A 23569-nucleotide genomic window follows, 5' to 3' on the forward strand; every position below is an offset into this window, starting at 1 on the left:
GCGCTGGGCCCGCCGCCGCCCTGCCGCCGCCCTGCCGTCGTCAGACGGTCAGCGGCATGTCGGCGAACTCCTCCGCCCGCCAGCGCACGAGGTCCTCGTCCGTGAACCGGTGGTACCGGAAGTCCTCCAGGTCGGGCACGGCGATGCCGTCGAGCCCGTGCCCCAGCGTGATGAGCCGGTAGGCGTCCGGGAACTCCCGCCGCTGCTGGTCGAAGATCGCGGAGCGCAGCACGTAGACCGGCGTGCTCTGCGGCGACCCCAGGTAGGGGGCGGTGGACGCCCCGGGGAGGGTGCGCGTCACGATGCCGACCGAGTCCAGGAGCCGGCGGACGCGCTCGTCCAGTACAGCCACGAACCCGCTCATGCCGTTGGCGCGGCAGACGTTGACGACGCCGTGGTACAGCGCGAGCGAGAGCCGCGCCGTGTCGTTGGACTGCCGGCGCACACCGATGGTGGCGACGTCCCACGTGGTGTCCAGCTCCGCACCCGCGGCGCGGGCGGACCGGGCGCCGTCGACGTACCAGGGCTCACGGCCGACGTCCGTCAGCGTCTTCAGGCCGGACGACCCGCCGGGCGCGAGGAGGCGGGCCGCCGCGAGCACGTCCCCGTGCTCGTCGGCGATGCACAGGAACGCCGAGCTGTCCTCGTAGGGCCCGTACTCGTCGGCGAGCTGCTCGCGGGTGTTGCCGTACCACCGCAGGAACACCTCGGCCTCGCAGTCGCGTGCCGCCTCGAGGAGGTCGCCGGTGACGTCGAAGTGCAGGGTCAGGGGCGCGGCCATCAGAACTCCTTGTGGACGATCTCGGTCGCCCCGAACCACTCGCGGGTGAGGTCCACGACGGCGGCGGCGGAGAACGGCTTGCAGGCGTACACGTCGACGCTGAAGAAGAGCCGCGGCACGTCCCACGCGTAGAAGTGGGCCCCCGACGTCTCCCAGTGGATCCACCCGGCCCAGCCGTACAGCGGGGACTGGTGGGTGACCGGCTCCAGGAGCGTGATCATGTCGATCGCCTTGGACAGCTCGGAGAGGTAGCCCTTGATGGACTGCTCACCGATGGGTTCGTTGCACAGCCCTTCCACCACCACCCGCTGTCGGCAGATCTCCGGGGCCAGGTCTCGCACGGCGTCTCCGTCCGGTCGTGGGATCCGCGAATGGTCCCCTGACCGGTGAGTATGGCGTGGCCCCAGGACCGCCCGGGTGAAAGTCATCCGAACGGCTCACCGATGTCGCCCGTCTGCCGATGCGCCTCAACCCACCCGCTCGCCCTCCTCCTCGGCCACGGGCACCAGCCGCCGGCTGCGCAGGTCCGCGAGGTGGCCCCGGAGCTCGGCCCGGACCACGGGGAAGAGGAGGTACAGGCCCAGCACGTTGATGAACGCGCAGAGGAACAGCATCGCGTCCGCCAGCCCGATGACGTCGCCCAGCGACAGGACCGTGCCGATCACGGTGAAGCTGACGAAGATGTACTGGAAGATCCGCTCGTTCCGCCGCGTGCGGCCGAAGATCGTCGTGAACGCCTTCTGCGAGTAGTACGCCCACGTGATGAGGGTGGAGAAGGCGAACAGCGCCACGGCCACGGCGAGCACGACAGGGAACCACGGCAGCACGGTCGCGAACGCGTCGGACGTCAGCGTGACGCCGTCGCCGACGGCGGACTCCCCGGCCGCGACGGCCGCCCGGCTGTCGATCCACGACTGCGGCTGCGCGATGACGATGGTCAGGGCGGTCAGGGTGCAGATGACGACCGTGTCGATGAAGGGCTCGAGGAGGCCGACGAAGCCCTCCGTGACAGGGCGTCGCGTCTTGGCGGCGGAGTGGGCGATCGCGGCCGAGCCGATGCCTGCCTCGTTGGAGAAGGCGGCACGCTGGAAGCCGACGATCATCACGCCGACGATGCCTCCGGCCACGCCCTCGGGGTCGAACGCGCCCTCGACGATCGAGCGCAGACCGGGCAGGACCTTCTCGAGGTTGCTGAGCACGACCGTCAGGCAGGCGAGGACGTAGAGGATCGCCATCGCCGGGACGAGCTTGCTGGTGACCCGGGCGATCGACTGGATCCCGCCGATGATGACGAGGCCGGCGCCGACGGCGAGGGCGATGCCGAACAGCAGCGCGGCGCCGTCGTTGCCGAGCGGACCGTCCATGCCGCCCGTGACGTTGCGGGCCTGGGCGAACGTCTGGTTCGCCTGGAACATGTTCCCGCCCGTGAGGCCGAAGAAGAAGATGGCGAAGGCGAAGACGACGGTGAGGGCACGCGCCGGGATGCGCCCGAACCGCGCGAAGGCGATGGGCAGGTAGCGGAACGGGCCGCCCGTCACGGTGCCGTCCTCGTGCTCCTCCCGGTACTTCACACCGAGGGTGCACTCGACGAACTTGGTGGCCATGCTGAGCAGACCGGCGACGATCATCCAGAACGTCGCCCCCGCACCGCCGATCGTCACGGCGATGGCGACGCCGGCGATGTTGCCGAGGCCCACGGTCCCGGAGACGGCGGAGGCGAGCGCCTGGAAGTGGGTCACCTCACCGGGGTCGCTGGCCCGCGAGTACTTGCCGCGGACCAGGGCGAGGGAGTGCCCGAAGCCGCGGACCTGGATGAGCCGGAGCGCGATCGTGAAGAACAGGGCGCCCGTGATGAGCCACGCGACGAGGACGGGAAAGGTCACGCCCAGGACGGTGACCTCCGCGAAGATGACCGAGCCGAACGCCGACGCGATGGGCGCGAACGCCTCGTTGATGGCGGTCTCGACGTCGCGGACCCAGGAGGTGGACGGCTCGGCGGCCGCCGCGCTGATCATGACCATTGGGGAATCCCATACCTACCGGTGGGGAACAGGCAACCTGGACGGCGACACGGCGGCGTGCTCCGGCATCCTCTCGGCGCGCCCACGGCCGGCGTCGTCGCAGGTCGCTCCCCGAAGAGCGTGGATGTTTGTGCTGTGGCGCCGGTCACAGTCAGGGTGTCCACATCGCGGGACGAAGGGAACCGACATCCGGCCGCGCCGCCAACCCGCCCACGTCGGTGACGTCGACAGGGGCGCCAGCTGACCGGCGGCGTCGTGGCGAGCAGGCCGATGCCGAGCGACCCGACGAGCGACCCGACCGCGAGCGCACGAGCGAGCGTCCGACGCCCGTGGCCGTTCGCCCAGCCGTCGAGCCCGGCGGCGAGCATCACCAGGACGAACGCCGTCAGCTAGCCCGCGAGGAGGCGGCCGTAGCCGGGCTCCGCGAGCGAGGCGAGCGTCAACCCCTGGTGCCACGCGAGCGCGACCTCGGTGGCCACCTGTAGCGGCACGAGCGCGACGACGGTCACCCTTCCGAGCCGCAGGCCGAGCGAGCGCATCAGGTCTGCCCGGTCGGCGGGACGGAGGTGCCGTCGGACCAGCGGCAGCTCGAAAGTGGAGACGGTCAGCTGACCTCTCAGCCACGCCACGGCGCCGAGCACATGAAGGAACCGCACGAAGGCCCAGGGACCCAGCTCTCCGCCCACTAGGGCTCTGTTGCGGCGATGTCGCGTGCGATCGGATTGAACGCCTGGTTGAGCGTTGCGAGCTCGGAGCCGAAAGCGGGCTCCTGCTGCGGACTGCGTCGTTCCCCTCCGGGACGCACGAGAGGCTCAGCTGAAGCCGGGGCGGCTCAGAGCGTCGAGCGATAGCATGAGCGCCTCAGCACCGCCGACGGGTCGCGAGGCCACGATGGTCAGCCGGACTTCAAACCACACGATGGCGGCCTCGCGGCGGGACATCGCATTCGCCGCCTCGACGTCGGCCGTGGCGACCGTGCTCGTGTTCGCGCCGGAGTTCTTCCGTGACCCGTCCGCTACGCAGAGCGCCCCTGCGGTGACCCTGATCTGGCTCCTCGCCGTGCTGACGGCAGCGCCCGTGGTCGCACACGTTGTCGCTCGGCGCAGACCTGCGGTCGGCGCCGGTGGGGCCGTGCTCGTGGGCCTCCCGCAACTACCGCTCGTGGTCGCGCTCGTGATGCTGGACGTCTGGTTCGACGTCCGTAGCGGGTACCTACTCGCTGGCTCGGGTGAAGAGGCGATGTCCTACGGGATCGGCGCGACGGTCGCAACGGTCGTCGGAACCGTGCTGGCCGGGCTCGTCGCGTTGTCGAGCTGGTGGGGTGCCGGACGCGAGTCACCGCCCCGCAGCAGGGATCTCTCCACACCGTCCCTTTGACATTGCCTAAGGCCACCCCGGATCAGGCCCAGGGCCCGGGGGCGGACCTCGTCGCCCGGTCGTTGATCACTCTCGAGGCGCTGACCTACGACCGACCGTCAACCACGTGGGTCTCCTGGCGGAGGGTTACGACCCGGTCGCGGGGGAGATGCTCGGGAACGTTCCGCAGGCCCCTCCCAATCGGGCTGGTGAACGCAGCGCGGCTGCTCGACGGGTACGAAGTCGGCTCGCGGCCTTCACCTCGGGTCAGGCCCCTCGAGGATCTTCTTGAGCAGGACGAGGTCCTTCGCGTTCGCCCGGCGCATCGCCGCGGCCACGAGCGGTGCACTGAGCCGGGCGAAGCCGGCCGGCTCGCCGCGGTTCCGCAACGTCATACGGGTCCGCTGCTCGTCAAGGGCCTCCCACTCGTACGTGGTCTCCATCGGGAAGGGGCCCTCCGCCGTGCTAATGACCAGCCTGCGCCGACGCACCAGCTCGACGACCTCGTACGTGTACAGGAGGTCGCGGCCGAGGAACGACGCACGGAAGGTCAGGAGCGATCCGACGGCGACCGGGGGCGAGGTCTGCCACTCGACGGAGGAGATGTTGGCGTACCACGCGGGGGCGTTCGTCGGGTCACCCGCGTAGTCCGCGACAACCGCGACGGGCCGCCCGATCGTCATGGTGCTGGAGACGTCGACGCTCATGCGTGCTCCTCGTCCTGGGGGTGCTGGCGCTCAGGACCCACTCTCCCCGTCCTGCGGCCATCACAGTACGAGGAACTGGTCAGGGCAGGGCGGCGCAGACGCGTGGGCGCGGCAGCTCGAAAGCCATGCCGTCCACTCCTTCATGACGCCGCCGCCGAGGCGACGGCGACCGCCATCCTGGGTGGGGAGCGTGGTGTGGGCCATCACACACGCGTCAAGGTTGGGTATGGCTGCACGTTTGGCTACATCTCGGGGCCCAGAGACCAGAAGGGCCGCCCCGGATCGCTCCGGAACGGCCTCTGAACTGCCTTGTTGCTGGTGGGCGATACTGGGATCGAACCAGTGACCTCTTCCGTGTCAGGGAAGCGCGCTACCGCTGCGCCAATCGCCCGTGGGCTCGCGCCCGGTCTGCTGCGAGGTGGAGACGGGATTCGAACCCGTGTATACGGCTTTGCAGGCCGCTGCCTCGCCTCTCGGCCACTCCACCGTAGGTTCAATGCCTCGGCCGGGCTGTACCCCGACACGGGAATGTCGCCTCCGAGCGGACGACGGGATTCGAACCCGCGACCCTCACCTTGGCAAGGTGATGCTCTACCAACTGAGCCACGTCCGCGCTGCACCGGCCGGGTCTCCCCGGCGCTGTGCGGCGTTGAGGACTCTAACCGAACGCCGCCGGGAACGTCCAACTCGGCCCGACCCGTCGGCGCGGCTCCGAGCCCGTCACGAGCCGCCGCGTCGGCCGCGCGACAGCCCCATGACCAGCGACGCGTCCCTCGACCCGCCGCTACCGTGGCCGGGTGCGGCGGACGGGTGCGGCGGGCGGCAGGGCGTGGTTCGCCGGCGTCGAGGCGATCGGGGCGGTCGAGAGCACCGACCTCGCCGTCGACGACGCGCCGCTGCGCCGTGGGGGCTTCTGGGCGGTCGTCGGGGAGTTCGAGGGCCCGGTGCGGGCCTGGCGGTTCGAGGACGTGCGGCACCGCGACGGTCGGTCGGACCCCCCGGAGCATCCGGGGCGGACGACCGGGGCGTGGACCGGACCGCCGGCGTCGGCCTGGACCTCGTCCCTCGACCGCGCGGAGTACTGCCGGCGCGTCGACGTCGTGCGGGAGGCGATCCGCGAGGGCGACGTCTACCAGGTCAACCTCTGCCGGGTCCTCACCGCGCCGCTGCCACCGGTCGACGGACGCGAGCCCGACGCGCACGCACTGGCGGGCGTCCTCGACCGCGGCAACCCCGCGCCGTTCGCGGGCGGCATCCACGTGCCCGCGGGCGGCCCCCTCCCACCGGCGTGGGTGGTCTCGGCATCGCCCGAGCTGTTCCTCCGCGTCGGGGACGGCCGGGTCGCCTCCGGACCCATCAAGGGGACCGCCGTGACGCGGGACGGGCTCACCGACAAGGACCGCGCCGAGAACGTCATGATCGCCGACATGGTCCGCAACGATCTCCAGCGCGTCGGGCTGCCAGGCACCGTCGAGGTGACGGACCTCCTGGCGGTCGAGGACCACCCCGGCCTCGTACACCTCGTCACGACGGTCGAGGCGCGGCTGCGGCCGGGCACCGGCTGGCAGGACCTGCTCGCCGCGACGTACCCCCCGGCGTCGGTCTCCGGCGCACCGAAGCACAGCGCGCTGGAGCACATCCGGCGTGTCGAACCCGTCCGGCGGGGGCCGTACTGCGGCACGATCGGCTGGATCGACGCCGACCGTGGGACCGCTCTGCTGGCCGTCGGCATCCGCGGCTTCTGGTGGCGGCCCGACGACGGCGGCCGGCTCGCCTTCGGCACCGGGGCCGGGATCACGTGGGAGAGCGACCCGGAGAAGGAGTGGCACGAGACGGAGCTCAAGGCCCAGCGGCTGGTGGGGCTGGCGTCGCAGGGGTGAGCCAGGGGCGGGTGAGCAGGAACGCACAGAACGGGAGGCGCGTGGTGGCCGAGAAGGGCAGCGGGACACAGCAGGGGGACGGGCTCGTCGTCTGGGCCGACGGGCGACTCCTGGCGCCGGGGGAGCGGGTGCTCAGCCCGGTCGACCACGGCGTCACGGTCGGCGACGGGGTCTTCGAGACGTGCGGCGTCGTGGACGGTCACGCCTTCGCGCTGACGCGCCACCTGCACCGGCTGCGGGTCTCGGCTCGGGGCCTCGGGCTCGAGGACCCCGACGAGGACCTCGTGCGCACCGCCGTCTCGGCCGTGCTCGAGCGCGCCCCTGGCGCCGGTCGCCTCCGGATCACGGTGACGGCGGGGCTGGGACCGCTGGGATCGGGACGGACGCCCGGCGAGCCGCAGACCGTCGTCGTCGTCGCCGGACCCGGGGGCGCGACGGCCCAGCCCACGCCCGCCCGTGCCGTCCGCGCCCCGTGGGTGCGCAACGAGCGGTCCGCGGTCGCCGGCCTCAAGACGACGTCCTACGCGGAGAACGTCGTCGCACTGGCCCGCGCGACCGCCCAGGGCGCCGACGAGGCGCTCCTGGCGAACACCGTCGGCGGGCTGTGCGAGGGCACCGGCAGCAACGTCTTCGTCGAGGTCGGCGACGAGATGCTCACCCCAGCGCTGTCGTCGGGGTGCCTCGCCGGGATCACGCGCGCCCTCGTGCTCGAGTGGGCGGCCGACGCCGACCTCCCCGTGCGGGAGGCGGCACCTGGCGAGCTGCCGTGGTCGGTGCTCGAGGACGTCGTGGCGAGGGGGAGCGGCCTCGCGCTCACCGGCTCGGTGCGCACCGCCGTCCCCGTCGTGGCGCTCGACGGCGTCGCGCTCGAGGTCTCGCCGCTCACCCAGCAGGTCGTCGACCTCTACGCCGCCCGCGCGGCGGACGACGTCGACCCCTGACGCCCGCTCAGGCGTCGAGGAGGGTGACGATGAGGCGCGAGATCTCGTCCTCCATGACCGGACCCTCGGAGCCGAACGGCACCAGCGCGACCGTGGCCGCGACGAACCGCACGAACGGCTCGGCCGGCCCGGCGAGGAGCGCGTCGCCCTCGACACCGCTGAGCCCGACGAGCAGGTAGGCCGGGTCCTCGTCGCGCCAGATCCGCACGTCGCCGGTCCCCGCCGGCGCCGCCGCGTCAGCGAGGAGGCCGTGCGCGATGAGCTCGCGCCCGATGAGCCACGTGGACGTCGAGCTGGTGCCGCGGAACACGATGCGCACCGTGTACGGGTCGGCGGGCGCGAAGTGCAGCTCAGCGCTCACCGGCAGGACGCTGGCGTCCGGAAGCACCAGGTGCATCGGGACGACCTCGCAGACGTCTCGTGCGTGCTCGGCCATCCTCACCACCCCTCCCCGCTCCTCGTGGGCCCGTCCGTCGCCCTCGTGGTCTCATCGGCAGGCATGTCCGCCGTGTTCGGCAAACCGCCGTCGATTCGCTACGATCGTCGACGCGTCCCCGGGTGACCGGCCGGGCGTGAGGGCGATTGGCTCAGTGGTAGAGCGCCTCGTTCACACCGAGGAGGTCACTGGTTCGAACCCAGTATCGCCCACCTGATCTTCACACCGGGATCCCCCGAACGGACCCAACCCTTCCCGCCCCGGTCGCGACCACCGTCTGCGCAGGTCACAGGCACGCGCGGGGCTGAGTCTCACCCGCGAGCGGAGCAACCGCGCGCCGCGGTGTCACTCGACTGGCTCAGTGCCCTCCACGGCGACCACCGGGTCGGGGCGGCGGCGCGTGCGCGCCCGGCGCGGGTGCCCCGCGTCGGTACGATCGTCGGGCCGTCCAGACCGAGGAGAGCACGTGCCACAGATCACCCTGACCGCCGATGGTGTCGAACGGACGCTGGAGGACGGCACCTCGGGGACGGACCTCTACCGCGACCGCCGCGACGTCGTCGTCATGCGCGTCGACGGCGAGCTCGTCGACCTCGGGACCCCGCTGGCGGCGGGTGCGGACGTCGAGGCCGTGACCATCGACTCCCCGGACGGTCTCGCGGTGCTGCGGCACTCCACGGCCCACGTCCTCGCCCAGGCGGTCCAGCAGCTGCACCCGCAGGCACGCCTCGGCATCGGCCCGCCCGTGACGGACGGCTTCTACTACGACTTCGACGTCGACACGCCCTTCACCCCCGAGGACCTCAAGGCTCTCGAGAAGGTCATGCAGCGCATCGTCAAGGAGGGCCAGACCTTCCGACGCTGGGAGCTGTCCGACGACGAGGCGCGCGCCGAGCTCTCTGACGAGCCGTACAAGCTCGAGCTCATCGGCATCAAGGGGTCGGCCGCGTCGACCGAGGGCGCGGCCGTCGAGGTCGGCCAGGGCGGTCTGAGCATCTACCAGAACCTGCGCCGTGACGGCTCCGTGGCGTGGCAGGACCTGTGCCGCGGGCCGCACCTGCCCAGCACCCGGCTCATCGCCAACGGGTTCCAGCTGACGCGCACCGCCGCGGCCTACTGGCGCGGCTCGGAGAAGAACCCGCAGCTGCAGCGCGTCTACGGCACCGCGTGGCCCACGAAGGACGAGCTCAAGGCCTACCTCGAGCGCGTCGCGGAGGCCGAGCGGCGCGACCACCGCCGGCTCGGCACCGAGCTCGACCTGTTCTCCTTCCCGGAGGAGCTCGGCTCGGGCCTGTCGGTGTTCCACCCGCGAGGCGGCATCGTGCGGATGGAGATGGAGGACTACTCGCGGCGCAAGCACGTCGCGGCCGGGTACTCCTTCGTCAACACCCCGCACATCACGAAGTCGCGGCTGTACGAGGTGTCCGGTCACCTGGACTGGTACGCGGACGGCATGTTCCCGCCGATGCACGTCGACGCGGAGCTCGCTGAGGACGGCACGGTCCGCAAGCCGGGGCAGGACTACTACCTCAAGCCGATGAACTGCCCCATGCACAACCTGATCTTCGCCTCGCGCGGCCGCTCGTACCGCGAGCTCCCGCTGCGCCTGTTCGAGTTCGGCAGCGTGTACCGGTACGAGAAGTCCGGCGTGGTGCACGGCCTCACCCGGGTCCGCGGCATGACCCAGGACGACGCCCACATCTACTGCACGCGCGACCAGATGCATGACGAGCTCACGCGGACGCTCCGGTTCGTGCTCGAGCTCCTCAAGGACTACGGCCTGGACGACTTCTACCTCGAGCTGTCCACGCGCAACCCCGAGAAGTCGGTCGGCTCCGAGGAGATCTGGGAGGAGGCGACGGCGACCCTCCGCGAGGTCGCGCGCGCCTCGGACCTCGAGCTCGTCGACGACCCGGGCGGTGCCGCGTTCTACGGCCCGAAGATCTCCGTCCAGGCCAAGGACGCGATCGGGCGGACGTGGCAGATGTCGACGATCCAGCTGGACTTCAACCTGCCGGAGCGGTTCGAGCTCGAGTACACCGCGCCGGACGGCAGCCGGCAGCGCCCGGTGATGATCCACCGGGCCCTGTTCGGCTCGATCGAGCGGTTCTTCGGCGTGCTTCTGGAGCACTACGCGGGGGCCTTCCCCGCCTGGCTGGCACCGGTCCAGGTCGTCGCCGTCCCGGTGGCGGAGCCGTTCAACGACTACCTCGCCGACGTCGTCGCCCGGCTGCGCGCCGAGGGCATCCGCGCGGAGGTCGACCTGTCCGACGACCGGTTCGGCAAGAAGATCCGCACCGCGAGCACGCAGAAGGTGCCGTTCGTCCTCATCGCCGGAGGCGAGGACGTGGCCGCCGGTGCCGTCTCCTTCCGGTACCGCGACGGCCGCCAGGACAACGGCGTGCCGGTCGACGAGGCGGTCCGCCGGGTGGTCGACGCCGTCCGCACGCGCGCGCAGGTCTGACCGTGGCGGACCGGGGGAGCGACGGGGGCGGCGCGGACCTCCAGGACGCCGGTGACCTCGCGGGGGAGCCGGACGGCTTCGGGCGGCTGTGGACGCCGCACCGCATGGTCTACATCGGCGGCCAGGACAAGCCGAGCGACGCCGGTGAGGCGACCTGCCCGTTCTGCCGTGCCGCCGCGACGGACGACGACGCCGCGGCGCTCGTGGTGGCCCGCGGGCGCACGTGCTTCGCGGTGCTCAACCTGTACCCGTACAACTCCGGGCACCTCATGCTCGTCCCGTACCGCCACGTCGCGGACTACACGGAGCTCACCGAGGCGGAGGTGTCGGAGGTGTCGGCCCTGACCCGCACCGCGATGGGGGTCCTGCGGGAGGTGATGGCGCCGCACGGGTTCAACCTGGGGATGAACCAGGGCGCTGTCGCGGGGGCGGGCATCGCGGCCCACCTGCACCAGCACGTCGTCCCGCGGTGGGCGGGGGACAGCAACTTCCTCCCCATCGTCGCGCGCACCAAGGCCATGCCGGAGCTGCTCGGGGACACGCGTGAGCGGCTCGCGGCGGCCTGGCCCACCGACGGGACGGACGCCTGATGCGCCGGCTCCGCAGGGTCGTCGCGCGCGTGGTCGACCCCGTCGCGGACGCGCTGCTGCGCGCCGGCGTCTCGCCCGACGCCGTGACGGTGCTCGGGACCATCGGCGTCGTCGTCGCCGCGCTGAGCCTCTACCCGCTCGGCCACCTCTTCGTCGGCACGCTGGTCATCACCGTGTTCGTCCTGTCGGACCTGCTCGACGGGACGATGGCGCGCCGGTCCGGCCGGACCAGCAGCTGGGGCGCCTTCCTCGACTCGACCCTCGACCGCTTCGGCGACGGCGCGATCTTCGCCGGACTGGTGCTGTACCTGGCCGAGCGCGGGGACGACCCGGTCGGCGCCGTGCTGGCCCTCGCCTGCCTGGTGCTCGGCTCGATCGTGCCCTACGCCCGGGCGCGCGCCGAGGGGCTCGGGATGCGCGCGGACGTCGGGATCGCCGAGCGCGCGGACCGGCTCGTCGTCGTGCTGACGACGACGGCGTTCGTCGGCCTCGGCCTGCCCTCGGCCGTCCTCACCGTCGTCCTCGGCGTGCTGGCGCTGGCCAGCCTCGTCACGGTCGTGCAGCGCGTCGTGCACGTGCGGCGCCAGTTCCTCGCCGCCGGCGGATCGGCGACCACGCCGTGAGCCGCGGGATCGACACGGCGCGCCTGCTGCCGGCCGGCTGGCACCTCGCGTCGCGCCTGCCGGAGCCGGTCGTGCGCGGCGCGATGCACGTCGCGGCGGACGTCGCGTGGCTCCGGCACGGCGCGGGGGTCCGGCGCCTCGAGGCCAACGTCCGGCGCGCCCGGCCCGGCGCGTCCCCGCGTGAGCTGCGCCGCCTGAGCCGCGCCGGCATGCGCTCCTACCTGCGCTACTACGCCGAGACCTTCACCCTCGCGCGGCTGCCCTGGGAGACGATGCAGGCCCGGGTGCGCGCCGAGGGCCTGGAGAACCTGCGACCGCTGCTGGAGGACGGGACGAGCCTGGTGCTCGCGCTGTCCCACCAGGGGAACTGGGACCTGGCGGGCGCGTGGGCGACCCGTGCCCTCGCTCCCGTCCTCACGGTCGCCGAGCGGCTCGAGCCCGCCGAGGTGTTCGAGGAGTTCGTCCGCCTGCGGGAGGGGATCGGCCTGCGGATCCTGCCGCTGGACGACGGCGGCCAGGTGTTCCGGGAGCTGGTCCGGGCGGTGCGCGGCGGCGGGCTGCTCGTCCCGCTGCTCGCGGACCGGGACCTCACCGCGCGCGGGGTCGAGGTGGACCTGTTCGGCGAGCGCGCCCGGGTCGCGGCCGGACCGGCGGCGCTGGCCGTCACCACCGGCGCGCCGCTCCTGCCCGTCACGGTCCAGCACGAGCGGCTGCGCGGGGCGCGACGCCGGGCGGCCGGCTCGCGGTGGGGCGTCGTCATCCGTTTCCACGCTCCTGTCTCCGTGCCCGAGGGGACCGACCGGACGGCCCGTGTCGCGGCGCTGACCCAGGCGTGGGTGGACGTGCTGGCGGCCGACATCGCCGCGGACCCCACGCAGTGGCACATGCTGCAGCGCGTGTTCGTGGCCGACCTGGACCCGAGCCGCTACGCGGCGCTCACGCAACCGGGGGCCGACACGTGATCGACCGGTCCCTGAGGATCGGGATCGTGTGCCCGTACTCGTTCGACGTGCCCGGGGGTGTCCAGTTCCACGTCCGGGACCTCGCGCACGCGCTCGAGGCGCGGGGGCACACCGTCTCGATCCTCGCGCCCGCCGACGACGACACCCCCGTCCCGGTGCAGATGACGACCGCGGGCAGGTCCGTCCCGGTCCGCTACAACGGGGCCGTCGCGCGGATGACGTTCGGTCCGCTCAGCGCGGCCCGTGTCCGTCGCTGGCTGGCGGCCGGCGACTTCGACGTGCTGCACCTGCACGAGCCGGTGACGCCGAGCCTGGGGATGCTGGCGCTGTGGATCGCGGAGGGACCGATCGTCGCGACGTTCCACACCGCGCTCATCCGGTCCCGTGCCCTGCAGATGGCCTACCCCGTGGTCCGGCCCAGCCTGGAGAAGATCTCGGCGCGCATCGCGGTCTCGGAGGACGCCCGGCGGACGCTCGTGGAGCACCTCGGCGGCGACGCCGTCGTCATCCCCAACGGGGTGTTCGTCGACCCGTTCGAGCGGGCGCAGCCGGACCCCCGCTGGACCGGCACCCCGCAGGCGCCGACGATCGCGTTCCTGGGCCGGCTCGACGAGCCCCGCAAGGGGCTGCCCGTCCTCACCTCCGCGGTCCCGCAGGTGCTGGCCGCGCACCCGGGCGCACGGTTCCTCGTCGCCGGGCGGGGCGACACGGGGGCTGCGGAGGCCCGGGAGGCGCTCGGGGAGCACGCCGGGTCCGTCGAGTTCCTCGGCGGGATCACCGACGAGGAGAAGGCCGCGCTGCTGCGGTCGGTCGACGTGTACGTCGCGCCCCAGACCGGCGGCGAGAGCTTCGGCATCGTCCTGGTCGAGGCGATGAGCGCCGGGACCGCGGTCGTGGCGAGCGACCTGGGGGCGTTCCGGCGCGTCCTGGACGACGGCAACGCCGGCGTGCTCTTCCGGACCGGGGACGGCGACGACCTCGCGCGGACCCTGGTCCGCGTCGTCGAGGACCCGGCGCTGCGCGAGCGCGTGGTCGGGCGTGGCTCGCAGGTCGTGCGCCGGTACGACTGGTCGACCGTCACCGAGCAGGTGCTCACGGTGTACGAGACGGTCCTGTCGGGCGTCGGACCCCGGGTCCGCGTGGGCGAGGACCCGCGTTCCCGGCGGACCCGCTGGGCCGGCCTGCGGGGTGACCGATGACGTGGTCCGAGGTCGCGGTGGTCGTCGTCGCCGCGCTGCTGCTGCTGGTGTGGTTCGTGTGGCTCGCCGCCAACCGGCTGGACCGCCTGCACCGCAAGGTGGCCTCGTCCCGCCAGGCGCTGGACCACCAGCTCGTCCGGCGGGCGTCGGCCGCGGCCGAGATCGCCGCCGCGGGCGTCCTGGACCCGGCGAGCAGCGTCCTGCTCGCCGATGCCGCCTGGTCGGCGCTGGCGGTCGGCGGTCGCGGTGACGGCGAGCTGCTCGGGGTGACCCCGCACCCGCCGGGTGACCCGTGCGAACGACTTCCCGGCGCGCGCGAGCGGGAGGTCGCGGAGAGCGACCTGTCCCTCACGCTGCGGACGGCCCTCGCGGACCCGGACGAGGTGCGCGCGCTCGACGCCGACGAGCTCGTCGGTGAGCTCCTCACCTCCCTGGCGGCGTCCTGGTACCGCGTCCAGCTCGCGCGCCGCTTCCACAACGAGGCGGTCGCCCAGACGCAGCGGGTCCGTCGCAAGGCGCTCGTGCGGGTGCTGCGGCTGCACGGCCGCGCGGCCATGCCGCGGACGGTGGAGATCGACGACGACTGGCCGGACGGGCTGCCCCGCCCGGGGCACGTCGGATGAGCGGAGCCGGCCCGACGGCGCCGTGGCTCCCGCCGCCCGTCCCGGTGGACGCGCGGCGCTCCCGTCCCGGCGTCGGCACCGTCCTGGCCGCCGTCGTCCTCGGTGTGCTGACGCTCGTGGCGGTCGGTCTCGTCGGCTTCATGGTGGGGCCGCCCGCGTTCCCTGTCGCGACCGTCCTGGCCCTCGTCCCGCTCGCCGCGGTGCTCGGCACCGTGCTGTGGGTGGACCGGTGGGAGCCCGAGCCGTGGCCGGCTCTGGCGGTCGCCTTCGGCTGGGGCGCGTCGGTGTCCGTGCTCGTCGCGCTGGTGATCAACTCCGGGGCGCAGACGGCGCTGCTCGTCGTCGGCCTGGACGACCTGCGCGCCGGTGCGCTGACGGCGACCGTCGTCGCGCCCGTCGTCGAGGAGGGCATCAAGGCCCTCGGCGTGCTGCTCCTCTTCCTCGTGTGGCGGCGCTGGTTCGACGGACCGGTGGACGGCGTCGTGTACGCCGCGACCGTCGCGGCGGGCTTCGCATTCGTGGAGAACATCCTCTACTTCGGGCAGGCCGTCTCGGAGTCGGCGGCGGTCGCCGACGGCGGCGAGGCCGTCGCCGTCGTCTTCGTCCTGCGTGCCGTGATGTCCCCGTTCGCCCACGTCGTCTTCACGGCCGCGGTCGGGCTGGCGCTCGGCTGGGCCGCGCGCCGGTCGGCCGGGGCGTGGATCGGCGCGTTCGTCGGGGGACTGGTCGTCGCCGTGGCCCTGCACGCGCTGTGGAACGGCTCGGCGACCCTCGGTACCGATGCCTCGTTCGTCTCGGTGTACGTCACGGTCCAGGTGCCGCTCTTCCTCGCCGCCGTCGGACTCGTGGTGTGGCTGCGGCGGGCCGAGGCGCGCCTCGTGCGCGAGGAGCTCGCCCGGTACGCGGCGGCCGGCTGGCTCGCCCCGCAGGAGCTCCGCATGCTCACCTCGCTGCCGGCGCGGCGCGCCGCTCGCCGGTGGGCGCGCGACCGCGGCGGGGTGCGGGCGGTCGCCGCGATGCGGATGTTCCAGGGGACCGCGTCGAGGCTGGCCCACCACCGCCACCGCGTGGCGACGGACCGGGCCCGGTGGTGGGCCGGACGCGACGACGAGGCGGCGCTGCTGGCTGAGCTGGACCTGCTGAGGCAGGAGCTCCGCCGACGGCTCGCCGTCTAGGATGGGAGGGCCGCGGCGGACGCCGCGACCACCCCCTGCGCACGATGCGCACGCGACGAGCAAGGACTGACGTGCCGACCGAGAACACCGAGAGCACCCCGAACGTCATCGGCACCGCGAAGGTGAAGCGCGGCATGGCCGAGATGCTCAAGGGTGGCGTGATCATGGACGTGGTCACCGCCGAGCAGGCGCGCATCGCCGAGGACGCAGGCGCCGTCGCCGTCATGGCGCTGGAGCGCGTGCCGGCGGACATCCGCGCCCAGGGCGGCGTCGCGCGGATGAGCGACCCGGACCTCATCGACCAGATCATCGGGACCGTGTCGATCCCGGTCATGGCGAAGGCGCGGATCGGGCACTTCGTCGAGGCGCAGGTGCTGCAGTCGCTCGGCGTCGACTACGTCGACGAGTCCGAGGTGCTGACCCCGGCGGACTACGCCCACCACATCGACAAGTGGCAGTTCACCGTGCCGTTCGTGTGCGGTGCGACGAACCTGGGGGAGGCGCTGCGCCGCATCACCGAGGGCGCGGCGATGATCCGCTCCAAGGGCGAGGCCGGTACCGGCGACGTGTCGAACGCGACGACCCACATGCGCACGTTGCGGCAGCAGATCAAGGCCCTCACGGCGCTTCCGGAGGACGAGCTGTTCGTCGCCGCGAAGGAGCTGCAGGCGCCGTACGAGCTCGTCAAGGAGGTCGCGGCGACGGGCAAGCTCCCCGTGGTGCTCTTCACCGCGGGCGGGATCGCGACCCCCGCCGACGCCGCGATGATGATGCAGCTCGGCGCCGAGGGCGTGTTCGTCGGCTCCGGCATCTTCAAGTCCGGCAACCCCGCCGAGCGCGCGGCCGCGATCGTCAAGGCGACCACCTTCTACGACGACCCCGACGTCATCGCGAAGGTCTCCCGCGGTCTGGGCGAGGCCATGGTCGGGATCAACGTCGAGGAGGTCCCGGCCCCGCACCGCCTCGCCGAGCGCGGCTGGTGAGGCCGGAGGCCTGGCCACAGGGCCCGGCCGGCGACGGCTCGCCCGGACCCACCCAGCTCGGGCCCGACTGGGTCGTGGGTGAGGACGGCGTGCCGTTCCGCCGTGGCGCCCGCGTCATCCTGCTCGACGAGCACGACCGGGTGCTGCTCGTGCGCGGTCACGACGTCGACCAGCCGGAGCGGACGTGGTGGTTCACCGTCGGCGGTGGCATCGACGCGGGGGAGTCGGCGCACGACGCCGCCGCTCGGGAGCTGTTCGAGGAGACGGGGCTGCGGGTCGCCGCGAGCGACCTCGTCGGCCCCGTCCTCCGGCGACGCGCCGTCTTCGACTTCTGGCGCCGCACGGTCCGTCAGGACGAGGAGTTCTTCCTCGCCCGGGTCACGCGCCCCGAGGCCGTCACGACGGCCGGGTGGACCGACGTGGAGCGCGGGTTCATGGACGAGGTGCGCTGGTGGCACCTCGACGAGCTGGATCAGGTGCGTGAGGAGATCTTCCCCGCGCCGCTCGTCTCGGTCGTCAGGGCTCTGCTCGGCGGCTGGGACGGCGTGACGAGGGTGCTGCCCGACCAGGCGTGACGCCCGCGGTCGTCGCGTGCGCCGGCGCGGTCAGGTGACCGTCGCCCGGTCGCGGTGCGCACTCTCCTCGCCACGGTCGAGCACCGCCCGCGCCTCCAGTGCCGCCCGGAGCATCTGGGCGTGGGACAGGTAGGGCGCCGCCACGCCGAGGCGGGCGAGCCCGGGCTCCCGGTAGTCGCCGACGACGCCGCGGGCGATGAGCGCCTGGACGAGGCCGTACGCCCGCGGGTGAGCGACGCTGACGTGGGAGCCGCGGCGCGCGTCGTCGCGCGGCGTCACGAGCTCGGCCTCGGGCACGAGGGCGCCGAGCGCGTCGGCGAGGAAGCCGGTGAGCGAGAGGGACCTGGCGCGGACGGCCTCGATCGGCAGGTCGTCGAAGAGGTCCAGGGCGGCGTCGAGCGCGAGCAGCGACAGCATCGGCGGCGTGCCGATCCGGGCGCGCGCGACGCCGTCGGCGAAGCGGTGCTCCGCCGCCATCGCGAACGGCTCGGCGTGGCCGTTCCAGCCCTGCACCGGCGGGCGGTAGTCGTCCTGGTGGCGGCGGGCCACGTACGTGAACGCCGGCGCGCCCGGCCCGCCGCACAGGTACTTGTACCCGCAGCCGACGGCGAGGTCGACGCCGTGCTCGTCCAGACCGACGGGCACCGCCCCGGCGGTGTGGCTGAGGTCCCACAGCGCGAGGGCACCGGCGACGTGCGCGGCACCGGTGATGCCGGGCAGGTCCCACAGCTCGCCCGTGCGGAAGTCGACGTGCGACAGGACGACGACGGCGACGTCGTCCCCGCGCCGGCGCAGCAGGTCCGGCACGTCCGGCGGCGAGGCATGCAGCACCTCCAGGCCGTGCTCGGCGGCGAGCCCCGCGACGACGTAGAGGTCGGTCGGGAAGGACGCCGGGTCCGTCACGACGGCACGGCGGCCCGGACGCAGGCGCAGGGCGGCGCCGAGCGTCTGGTGCAGGGCGACGGTCGTGGAGTCGCCGACGACGACCTGGCCCGGCGCCGCACCCACGAGCGGGGCGATCCGGTCGCCCACGCGGGTCGGCGCGTCCCACCACCCGTGGACGTTCCAGGACGTGACGAGGTCGGCACCCCACTGGCGGCGGACGACGTCGGCGAGCACCGCGGGGACGTGCCGCTGCAGCGCGCCGAGGGAGTTGCCGTCGAGGTACACGACGCCCTCGGGGAGGGTGAAGCGGTCGCGGCGGTCCGTCGAGGCGTGCGCGTCGTCGAGCTCGGCGGCGCGCACGGCCAGGGCGTCGACGACGTCGTCGTGGGCGGTCATGACCGGAGGATAGGAGACGGCGGGCCGTAGGATCGTCGGCCGTGACCCCGGCCGACTCCTCCCGTCCCCCCACGCTCGGCGTCCTCGCGCTGCAGGGCGACGTGCGCGAGCACCGAGCGGCGCTGGAGGCGTCCGGCGCGCGCACCGTCGCCGTGCGACGCGAGAGCGAGCTGGCCGAGGTGGACGGGATCGTCGTGCCCGGCGGGGAGTCGACCACCATCGAGAAGCTCCTGCGGACGTTCGGGCTCTTCCAGCCGCTGCAGGACGCGGTGCGCGGCGGGCTGCCGGCGTACGGGTCGTGCGCCGGGATGATCCTCCTCGCGGACCGCCTGGCCGGCGGTGCGCCGGGGCAGGCCACGATCGGCGGCCTGGACGTCACGGTCCGCCGGAACGCGTTCGGCCGCCAGGTCGACTCCTTCGAGACGGACCTCGTCGTCGACGGCGTCGAGGACAGCGTCGAGCGGCCCGTGCACGCGGTGTTCATCCGGGCGCCCTGGGTCGAGGAGGTGGGGCCGGGCGTGCAGGTCCTCGCCCGCGTGGGCAGCGGGGAGGCCGCCGGTAGGATCGTGGCGGTGCGCGAGCGCGACGTCATGGCGACCTCCTTCCACCCGGAGATCACGGGGGACCTGCGTCTGCATCGCCTGTTCGTCCAGATCGTCTCCGAGCGTGGTTGAGGGGTACGGGTATGTCGGGTCACTCCAAGTGGGCCACCACGAAGCACAAGAAGGCCGTCGTCGACGCGCGGCGCAGCAAGCTCTTCGCGAAGCTCATCAAGAACGTCGAGGTGGCGGCCCGCGTCGGCGGCGGTGACCCGGCCGGCAACCCGACCCTCTTCGACGCGATCCAGAAGGCCAAGAAGTCCTCGGTCCCGAACGACAACATCGACCGCGCGGTCAAGCGGGGATCCGGCCAGGAGGCCGGCGGCGCCGACTACCAGACGATCATGTACGAGGGCTACGGCCCCGGCGGCGTCGCCGTCCTCGTCGAGTGCCTCACAGACAACCGCAACCGCGCCGCCTCCGACGTCCGCGTCGCCTTCACGCGCAACGGCGGCACCATGGCGGACCCCGGCTCGGTGTCCTACCTCTTCTCCCGCCGCGGCGTCGTCGTCGTGCCGAAGTCGGACGGCCTCACGGAGGACGACGTGCTGGCGGCCGTCCTGGATGCGGGCGCCGAGGAGGTCAACGACCTCGGCGAGGCCTTCGAGGTGATGAGCGAGGCGACCGACGTCGTCGCGGTCCGCACGGCGCTGCAGGAGGCCGGGATCGACTACGACTCCGCCGAGGCGCAGTTCGTCCCCGCGACGCAGGTCGAGGTCGACGTCGAGGGCGCCCGCAAGATCCTGCGGCTCATCGACGCGCTCGAGGACAGCGACGACGTCCAGGAGGTCTTCGCGAACTTCGACGCCTCCGACGAGGTCATGGCGCAGCTGGACGACGAGGACTGACACCCCGTCCGCCGCCGGCGGGCGCGTCGGTGCCGCCCGGCGCGCGCGAGGCTGGGAGACTGGCCCGGTGCGCGTGCTGGGAGTGGACCCCGGGCTGACCCGGTGCGGACTCGGCGTCGTCGAGTCGGCACCCGGACGCCGGGTGCACCTCGTCGAGGTCGGCGTGGCCCGCTCGGACGCGGACGCGGACCCCGCCGAGCGCCTGCTCACCATCGGGGCCGAGGTGGAGCGGTGGCTGGACCGGCACCGTCCGGACGGCGTCGCCGTCGAGCGCGTGTTCGCCCAGCACAACGTCCGGACCGTCATGGGCACGGCGCAGGTCTCCGGGGTCGTCATGGTCGCGGCCGCGCGGCGAGGGCTGCCGGTCGTCCTCCACACGCCGAGCGAGGTCAAGGCGGCGGTCACCGGCAACGGTCGCGCACCCAAGGCACAGGTCCAGCTCATGGTGGCGCGCATCCTCGGGCTCGACGCCTTGCCGTCCCCGGCGGACGCGGCGGACGCCCTGGCCCTCGGCATCTGTCACCTCTGGCGCCCGGTCGCGGCGCGGACGTCGGGCACGGCCGCCGGGGAGGTGGCCGCGCCGACGCGGACCACCGCCTCCGCGACCCCCGCGCAGCGCGCGTGGGCGGTCGCCGAGGCAGCGGCGCGGCGCGGACGCTAGGACCCGGCCGGGTGCCGGTGCGCCGTCCGCCCGGACCGTCGGCCGCCTGCTACGGTGACCGCTCGTACAGGTGTTCGGGTCCTGGTGCGCTCGCGTCGCGACGGGCACCGGCCCGTCGAGGGCAGGAGGCGCAGTGATCGCGAGCATCCGGGGACGCGTCCTCGCCGTACGGCTGGACGCCGCCGTGGTCGACGTGGGCGGCGTCGGGATGCTCGCGTACGCGACACCGACGACGCTCGCCGGCCTGCGCGTGGGCGAGGAGGCTCGGCTCGCCTCGACGCTCGTCGTGCGCGAGGACTCGCTGACCCTCTTCGGGTTCGCCGACGACGACGAGCGCGACGTCTTCGAGACGCTCCAGACGGTCAGCGGCGTCGGCCCGCGGCTCGCCCTGGCGATGCTGGCCGTCCACACGCCGGACGCGCTGCGCCGCGCGGTCGCGGGCGAGGACCTCACCGCCCTGCAGCGGGTGCCCGGCATCGGCCGCAAGGGCGCACAGCGCATCGTGCTCGAGCTCACCGACCGGCTCGGCGCGCCGGGCACCACCGACGGCGGGGTGGCCGTCCCGGCCGGTGCGGGCGACCAGCGTGCGCAGGTCGTCGACGCGCTCGTCGGGCTGGGCTGGAACGTCAAGGCCGCCGACGACGCCGTCGCCGCCGTGGTCCCGACGGACCAGACCGTCCACGCGGAGGACGTCTCGGCCGTCCTCCGCGGCGCGCTGCGCGTGCTGGGGGGCGGTCGTGGCTGAGGGGCTCGAGCGCCTGGTGTCGGCCGGTGCCGAGGACGTCGAGCGCGCCGCGGAGGCCGCGCTGCGACCGAAGCGGCTCGACGAGTTCGTCGGCCAGCGCGTCGTCCGCGACCAGCTCGGCCTGGTGCTCGAGGCGGCCCTCGCGCGGGGCCGCGCGCCCGACCACGTGCTGCTGTCGGGCCCTCCCGGCCTGGGCAAGACCACGCTCGCCATGATCATCGCGGCGGAGCTCGGCACCTCGGTCCGGATCACCTCCGGACCCGCCATCCAGCACGCGGGTGACCTCGCGGCCGTCCTCTCCTCGCTGGAGGAAGGGGAGGTGCTCTTCCTCGACGAGATCCACCGCATCGCGCGACCGGCCGAGGAGCTGCTGTACGTCGCGATGGAGGACTTCCGCGTCGACGTCGTCGTCGGCAAGGGCGCGGGCGCCAACGCGATCGGCCTCACCCTGCCGCCGTTCACGGTCGTCGGTGCGACGACGCGGGCCGGTCTGCTCCCGGCCCCGTTGCGGGACCGCTTCGGCTTCACCGGCCACCTGGAGTTCTACGACGACGACGAGCTCGTCCAGGTGCTCGTGCGGTCCGCCGGCCTGCTCGGGGTGGACCTGCACCGCGCGGCGGCGAACGAGATCGCGCGGCGCTCCCGCGGCACGCCGCGTATCGCCAACCGCCTGCTGCGCCGCGTGCGGGACTGGGCGCAGGTCCGCGGCGACGGCACGCTGGACCGGGCGGCGGCGCGTGCCGCCCTGGAGGTCTACGAGGTCGACGAGATCGGCCTGGACCGGCTGGACCGGGCGGTGCTGCACGCCCTCTGCGTCCGCTTCGGCGGGGGACCGGTGGGCCTGACGACGCTCGCTGTCGCCGTCGGGGAGGAGCCGGAGACGGTCGAGACCGTGGCGGAGCCGTTCCTCGTGCGCGAGGGGCTCATGGGCCGGACGCCGCGCGGCCGGGTGGCCACGACCCGGACGTGGCAGCACCTGCACCTGCGCCCGCCGCCCACGGCACCGACGCTCTTCGCCTGAGGCCCGGGGCCCGGGCACCCCGTGTCGAGGGTGCCCCGGTGGGTCCGGCCGCGCCGCTCGGCGCGCGTGACACGGGCGAACGATCGCCGCACCTCCGTCGTTAGACTCGCCGAGGTCACCCCCGGACGAAAGAGACACCATGGAACTGGTCCTGCCCCTCCTGCTCGCCTTCGGCTTCCTCTGGCTCATGACGAGGCGCACGCGGAAGATGCAGAAGGAGGCCGCCTCGTTCCGGGAGAACCTGGCGCCGGGTCAGGAGGTCATGACCGGCTCCGGGCTGTTCGGCACCGTCGTGGCGGTCGAGGCCGACGTCATCACCCTCGAGACGTCCCCGGGCGTGACGAGCCGGTGGCTGCGCGCGGCCATCGCCAAGGTGGTCGAGCCGCCCGTGGTCGACGACGAGCTCGAGGACGACCACGACGACGAGACCGACCGCCCCGTCGGCACCGTTCCGGACGACGCGTCCAGCCTCACCGCGGAGCCGCGCGACCCCGACGACGTCGACCGTCGCTGACGCGCACCACCGGCCCGCCACCAGGAGACCAGCCATGACCGAGGACCAGCTCGTCGAGCGCGTCCGTGAGCTCATCCACGACGTGCCCGACTACCCCGAGCCGGGGGTGGTCTTCAAGGACATCACCCCGCTCCTGGCCGACGGCCCGGTGTTCCGGGCGGTCGTGGACCACATGGCCGGGACGGCCCCGGGTCGGGTGGACCTGGTGGTCGGCATGGAGGCCCGCGGCTTCATCCTCGGTGCGCCCGTCGCCGCAGCGCTCGGCGCGGGCTTCATCCCGGCCCGCAAGGCGGGCAAGCTCCCGCGGGAGACGGTCACGGGCGCCTACGACCTCGAGTACGGCAGCGCCGTGCTGGAGGTCCACGCGGACACCATCGGGCACGGCGCGCGGGTGCTCGTCGTCGACGACGTGCTGGCGACCGGCGGGACCGCCGCCGCGACCGTCGAGCTCATCGGCCGCACCGGCGGGGAGGTCGTGGGGCTGAGCTTCCTCATGGAGCTGACCTTCCTGCACGGGCGGGAGAAGCTGGACGGGCAGCGGCTCGACGTCCTCGTCGGCTTCTGAGCCCCGACCGGCGCGGCGC

26 protein-coding genes and 4 tRNA genes are annotated in these 23569 nt (G+C 73.4%); 20 read left to right on the forward strand and 10 right to left on the reverse strand.

Annotated elements, in window-relative coordinates:
- Positions 1-40: 40 nt before the first annotated feature.
- From LG379_RS10230 to LG379_RS10245, 4 genes are all read right to left on the reverse strand, one after another.
- Positions 41-781, reverse strand: coding sequence for a hypothetical protein (locus LG379_RS10230; RefSeq protein WP_225754440.1), 741 nt, complete (start codon positions 779-781; stop codon positions 41-43).
- Positions 781-1122, reverse strand: coding sequence for an S-adenosylmethionine decarboxylase (locus tag LG379_RS10235; RefSeq protein WP_225754441.1), 342 nt, complete (start codon positions 1120-1122; stop codon positions 781-783). Before LG379_RS10235 ends, LG379_RS10230 begins: the two co-directional genes overlap by 1 nt.
- A gap of 126 nt (positions 1123-1248) precedes the next feature.
- Positions 1249-2802 (reverse strand): sodium:alanine symporter family protein, encoded by a 1554-nt coding sequence (locus LG379_RS10240; RefSeq protein WP_225754442.1) that lies wholly within the window; start codon positions 2800-2802, stop codon positions 1249-1251.
- Positions 2803-3191: 389 nt separating this feature from the next.
- The gene (locus LG379_RS10245) at positions 3192-3458 is read right to left on the reverse strand and encodes a hypothetical protein (protein WP_225754443.1); all 267 of its coding nucleotides are present in this window, start codon (positions 3456-3458) and stop codon (positions 3192-3194) included.
- A 196-nt stretch (positions 3459-3654) separates the two neighbouring features.
- Here LG379_RS10245 and LG379_RS10250 point away from each other — a divergent pair, with 196 nt between their 5' ends.
- Complete coding sequence (locus LG379_RS10250) at positions 3655-4179, forward strand: hypothetical protein (protein WP_225754444.1); 525 nt, start codon at positions 3655-3657, stop codon at positions 4177-4179.
- 236 nt (positions 4180-4415) lie between these two features.
- On the opposite strand, the gene LG379_RS10255 is transcribed toward LG379_RS10250, so the two are convergent.
- From LG379_RS10255 to LG379_RS10270, 4 genes are all read right to left on the reverse strand, one after another.
- Positions 4416-4865, reverse strand: a complete 450-nt coding sequence (locus tag LG379_RS10255) for an SRPBCC family protein (RefSeq protein ID WP_225754445.1) — start codon at positions 4863-4865, stop codon at positions 4416-4418.
- Positions 4866-5181: 316 nt separating this feature from the next.
- Positions 5182-5256 (reverse strand) — tRNA-Val (locus LG379_RS10260).
- Between the two features lie 25 nt (positions 5257-5281).
- Positions 5282-5352, reverse strand: a tRNA-Cys gene (locus tag LG379_RS10265).
- 53 nt (positions 5353-5405) lie between these two features.
- Positions 5406-5478 (reverse strand) — tRNA-Gly (locus LG379_RS10270).
- A 184-nt stretch (positions 5479-5662) separates the two neighbouring features.
- On the opposite strand from LG379_RS10270, the gene LG379_RS10275 reads away from it, so the two are divergent.
- The gene (locus LG379_RS10275; protein WP_225754446.1) at positions 5663-6745 is read left to right on the forward strand and encodes a chorismate-binding protein; all 1083 of its coding nucleotides are present in this window, start codon (positions 5663-5665) and stop codon (positions 6743-6745) included.
- A gap of 11 nt (positions 6746-6756) precedes the next feature.
- On the forward strand, positions 6757-7686 hold the full coding sequence (locus tag LG379_RS10280) for an aminotransferase class IV (protein ID WP_225754447.1): 930 nt from the start codon (positions 6757-6759) through the stop codon (positions 7684-7686).
- A gap of 7 nt (positions 7687-7693) precedes the next feature.
- Here LG379_RS10280 and LG379_RS10285 read toward each other — a convergent pair whose 3' ends face one another.
- Entirely contained in the window at positions 7694-8122 is a 429-nt protein-coding gene (locus LG379_RS10285) for an SsgA family sporulation/cell division regulator (RefSeq protein WP_225754448.1), read from the reverse strand.
- Between the two features lie 140 nt (positions 8123-8262).
- On the opposite strand from LG379_RS10285, the gene LG379_RS10290 reads away from it, so the two are divergent.
- The 10 genes from LG379_RS10290 (at position 8263) to LG379_RS10335 (ending at position 17316) form a co-directional block, all read left to right on the forward strand.
- A tRNA-Val gene (locus LG379_RS10290) sits at positions 8263-8334 on the forward strand.
- Positions 8335-8588: 254 nt separating this feature from the next.
- The gene (gene thrS / locus LG379_RS10295; protein WP_225754449.1) at positions 8589-10586 is read left to right on the forward strand and encodes a threonine--tRNA ligase; all 1998 of its coding nucleotides are present in this window, start codon (positions 8589-8591) and stop codon (positions 10584-10586) included.
- A gap of 2 nt (positions 10587-10588) precedes the next feature.
- Positions 10589-11176, forward strand: a complete 588-nt coding sequence (locus LG379_RS10300) for an HIT domain-containing protein (protein ID WP_225754450.1) — start codon at positions 10589-10591, stop codon at positions 11174-11176.
- A complete protein-coding gene (gene pgsA, locus LG379_RS10305) occupies positions 11176-11799 on the forward strand; it encodes a phosphatidylinositol phosphate synthase (RefSeq protein ID WP_370634492.1) in 624 nt (207 codons plus the stop codon). Before LG379_RS10300 ends, pgsA begins: the two co-directional genes overlap by 1 nt.
- Positions 11796-12761 (forward strand): phosphatidylinositol mannoside acyltransferase, encoded by a 966-nt coding sequence (locus LG379_RS10310; protein ID WP_225754451.1) that lies wholly within the window; start codon positions 11796-11798, stop codon positions 12759-12761. The genes pgsA and LG379_RS10310 overlap by 4 nt, the downstream gene beginning before the upstream one ends.
- On the forward strand, positions 12758-13960 hold the full coding sequence (locus LG379_RS10315; RefSeq protein ID WP_370634493.1) for a glycosyltransferase family 4 protein: 1203 nt from the start codon (positions 12758-12760) through the stop codon (positions 13958-13960). The genes LG379_RS10310 and LG379_RS10315 overlap by 4 nt, the downstream gene beginning before the upstream one ends.
- The gene (locus tag LG379_RS10320) at positions 13957-14583 is read left to right on the forward strand and encodes a hypothetical protein (RefSeq protein WP_225754452.1); all 627 of its coding nucleotides are present in this window, start codon (positions 13957-13959) and stop codon (positions 14581-14583) included. Before LG379_RS10315 ends, LG379_RS10320 begins: the two co-directional genes overlap by 4 nt.
- Positions 14580-15758: a PrsW family intramembrane metalloprotease gene (locus tag LG379_RS10325; protein ID WP_225754453.1), complete on the forward strand. Its 1179-nt coding sequence runs from the start codon at positions 14580-14582 to the stop codon at positions 15756-15758. Before LG379_RS10320 ends, LG379_RS10325 begins: the two co-directional genes overlap by 4 nt.
- A gap of 71 nt (positions 15759-15829) precedes the next feature.
- Positions 15830-16741 carry a pyridoxal 5'-phosphate synthase lyase subunit PdxS gene (gene pdxS, locus LG379_RS10330; RefSeq protein ID WP_370634494.1) on the forward strand — a complete coding sequence of 304 codons (912 nt, stop codon included), beginning with the start codon at positions 15830-15832 and terminating at the stop codon, positions 16739-16741.
- The gene (locus LG379_RS10335; protein ID WP_225754455.1) at positions 16738-17316 is read left to right on the forward strand and encodes an NUDIX hydrolase; all 579 of its coding nucleotides are present in this window, start codon (positions 16738-16740) and stop codon (positions 17314-17316) included. The genes pdxS and LG379_RS10335 overlap by 4 nt, the downstream gene beginning before the upstream one ends.
- Positions 17317-17346: 30 nt before the next feature.
- On the opposite strand, the gene kynU is transcribed toward LG379_RS10335, so the two are convergent.
- Positions 17347-18597 (reverse strand): kynureninase, encoded by a 1251-nt coding sequence (gene kynU, locus LG379_RS10340; RefSeq protein ID WP_225754456.1) that lies wholly within the window; start codon positions 18595-18597, stop codon positions 17347-17349.
- A 41-nt stretch (positions 18598-18638) separates the two neighbouring features.
- On the opposite strand from kynU, the gene pdxT reads away from it, so the two are divergent.
- The 7 genes from pdxT (at position 18639) to LG379_RS10375 (ending at position 23550) form a co-directional block, all read left to right on the forward strand.
- Positions 18639-19271: a pyridoxal 5'-phosphate synthase glutaminase subunit PdxT gene (gene pdxT / locus LG379_RS10345; protein WP_225754457.1), complete on the forward strand. Its 633-nt coding sequence runs from the start codon at positions 18639-18641 to the stop codon at positions 19269-19271.
- Between the two features lie 11 nt (positions 19272-19282).
- Positions 19283-20044, forward strand: coding sequence for a YebC/PmpR family DNA-binding transcriptional regulator (locus tag LG379_RS10350; RefSeq protein ID WP_225754458.1), 762 nt, complete (start codon positions 19283-19285; stop codon positions 20042-20044).
- Between the two features lie 67 nt (positions 20045-20111).
- Entirely contained in the window at positions 20112-20705 is a 594-nt protein-coding gene (gene ruvC / locus LG379_RS10355; RefSeq protein ID WP_225754459.1) for a crossover junction endodeoxyribonuclease RuvC, read from the forward strand.
- A 133-nt stretch (positions 20706-20838) separates the two neighbouring features.
- Positions 20839-21450, forward strand: a complete 612-nt coding sequence (gene ruvA, locus LG379_RS10360; protein ID WP_225754460.1) for a Holliday junction branch migration protein RuvA — start codon at positions 20839-20841, stop codon at positions 21448-21450.
- Entirely contained in the window at positions 21443-22471 is a 1029-nt protein-coding gene (gene ruvB, locus LG379_RS10365) for a Holliday junction branch migration DNA helicase RuvB (RefSeq protein WP_225754461.1), read from the forward strand. Before ruvA ends, ruvB begins: the two co-directional genes overlap by 8 nt.
- A gap of 139 nt (positions 22472-22610) precedes the next feature.
- Complete coding sequence (yajC, locus tag LG379_RS10370) at positions 22611-22985, forward strand: preprotein translocase subunit YajC (RefSeq protein ID WP_225754462.1); 375 nt, start codon at positions 22611-22613, stop codon at positions 22983-22985.
- Positions 22986-23019: 34 nt separating this feature from the next.
- On the forward strand, positions 23020-23550 hold the full coding sequence (locus LG379_RS10375; protein WP_225754463.1) for an adenine phosphoribosyltransferase: 531 nt from the start codon (positions 23020-23022) through the stop codon (positions 23548-23550).
- The last annotated feature ends 19 nt before the right edge of the window (positions 23551-23569 follow it).

Source organism: Actinotalea sp. Marseille-Q4924 (genome assembly GCF_916618755.1).
Taxonomy (GTDB): Bacteria; Actinomycetota; Actinomycetes; order Actinomycetales; family Cellulomonadaceae; genus Actinotalea.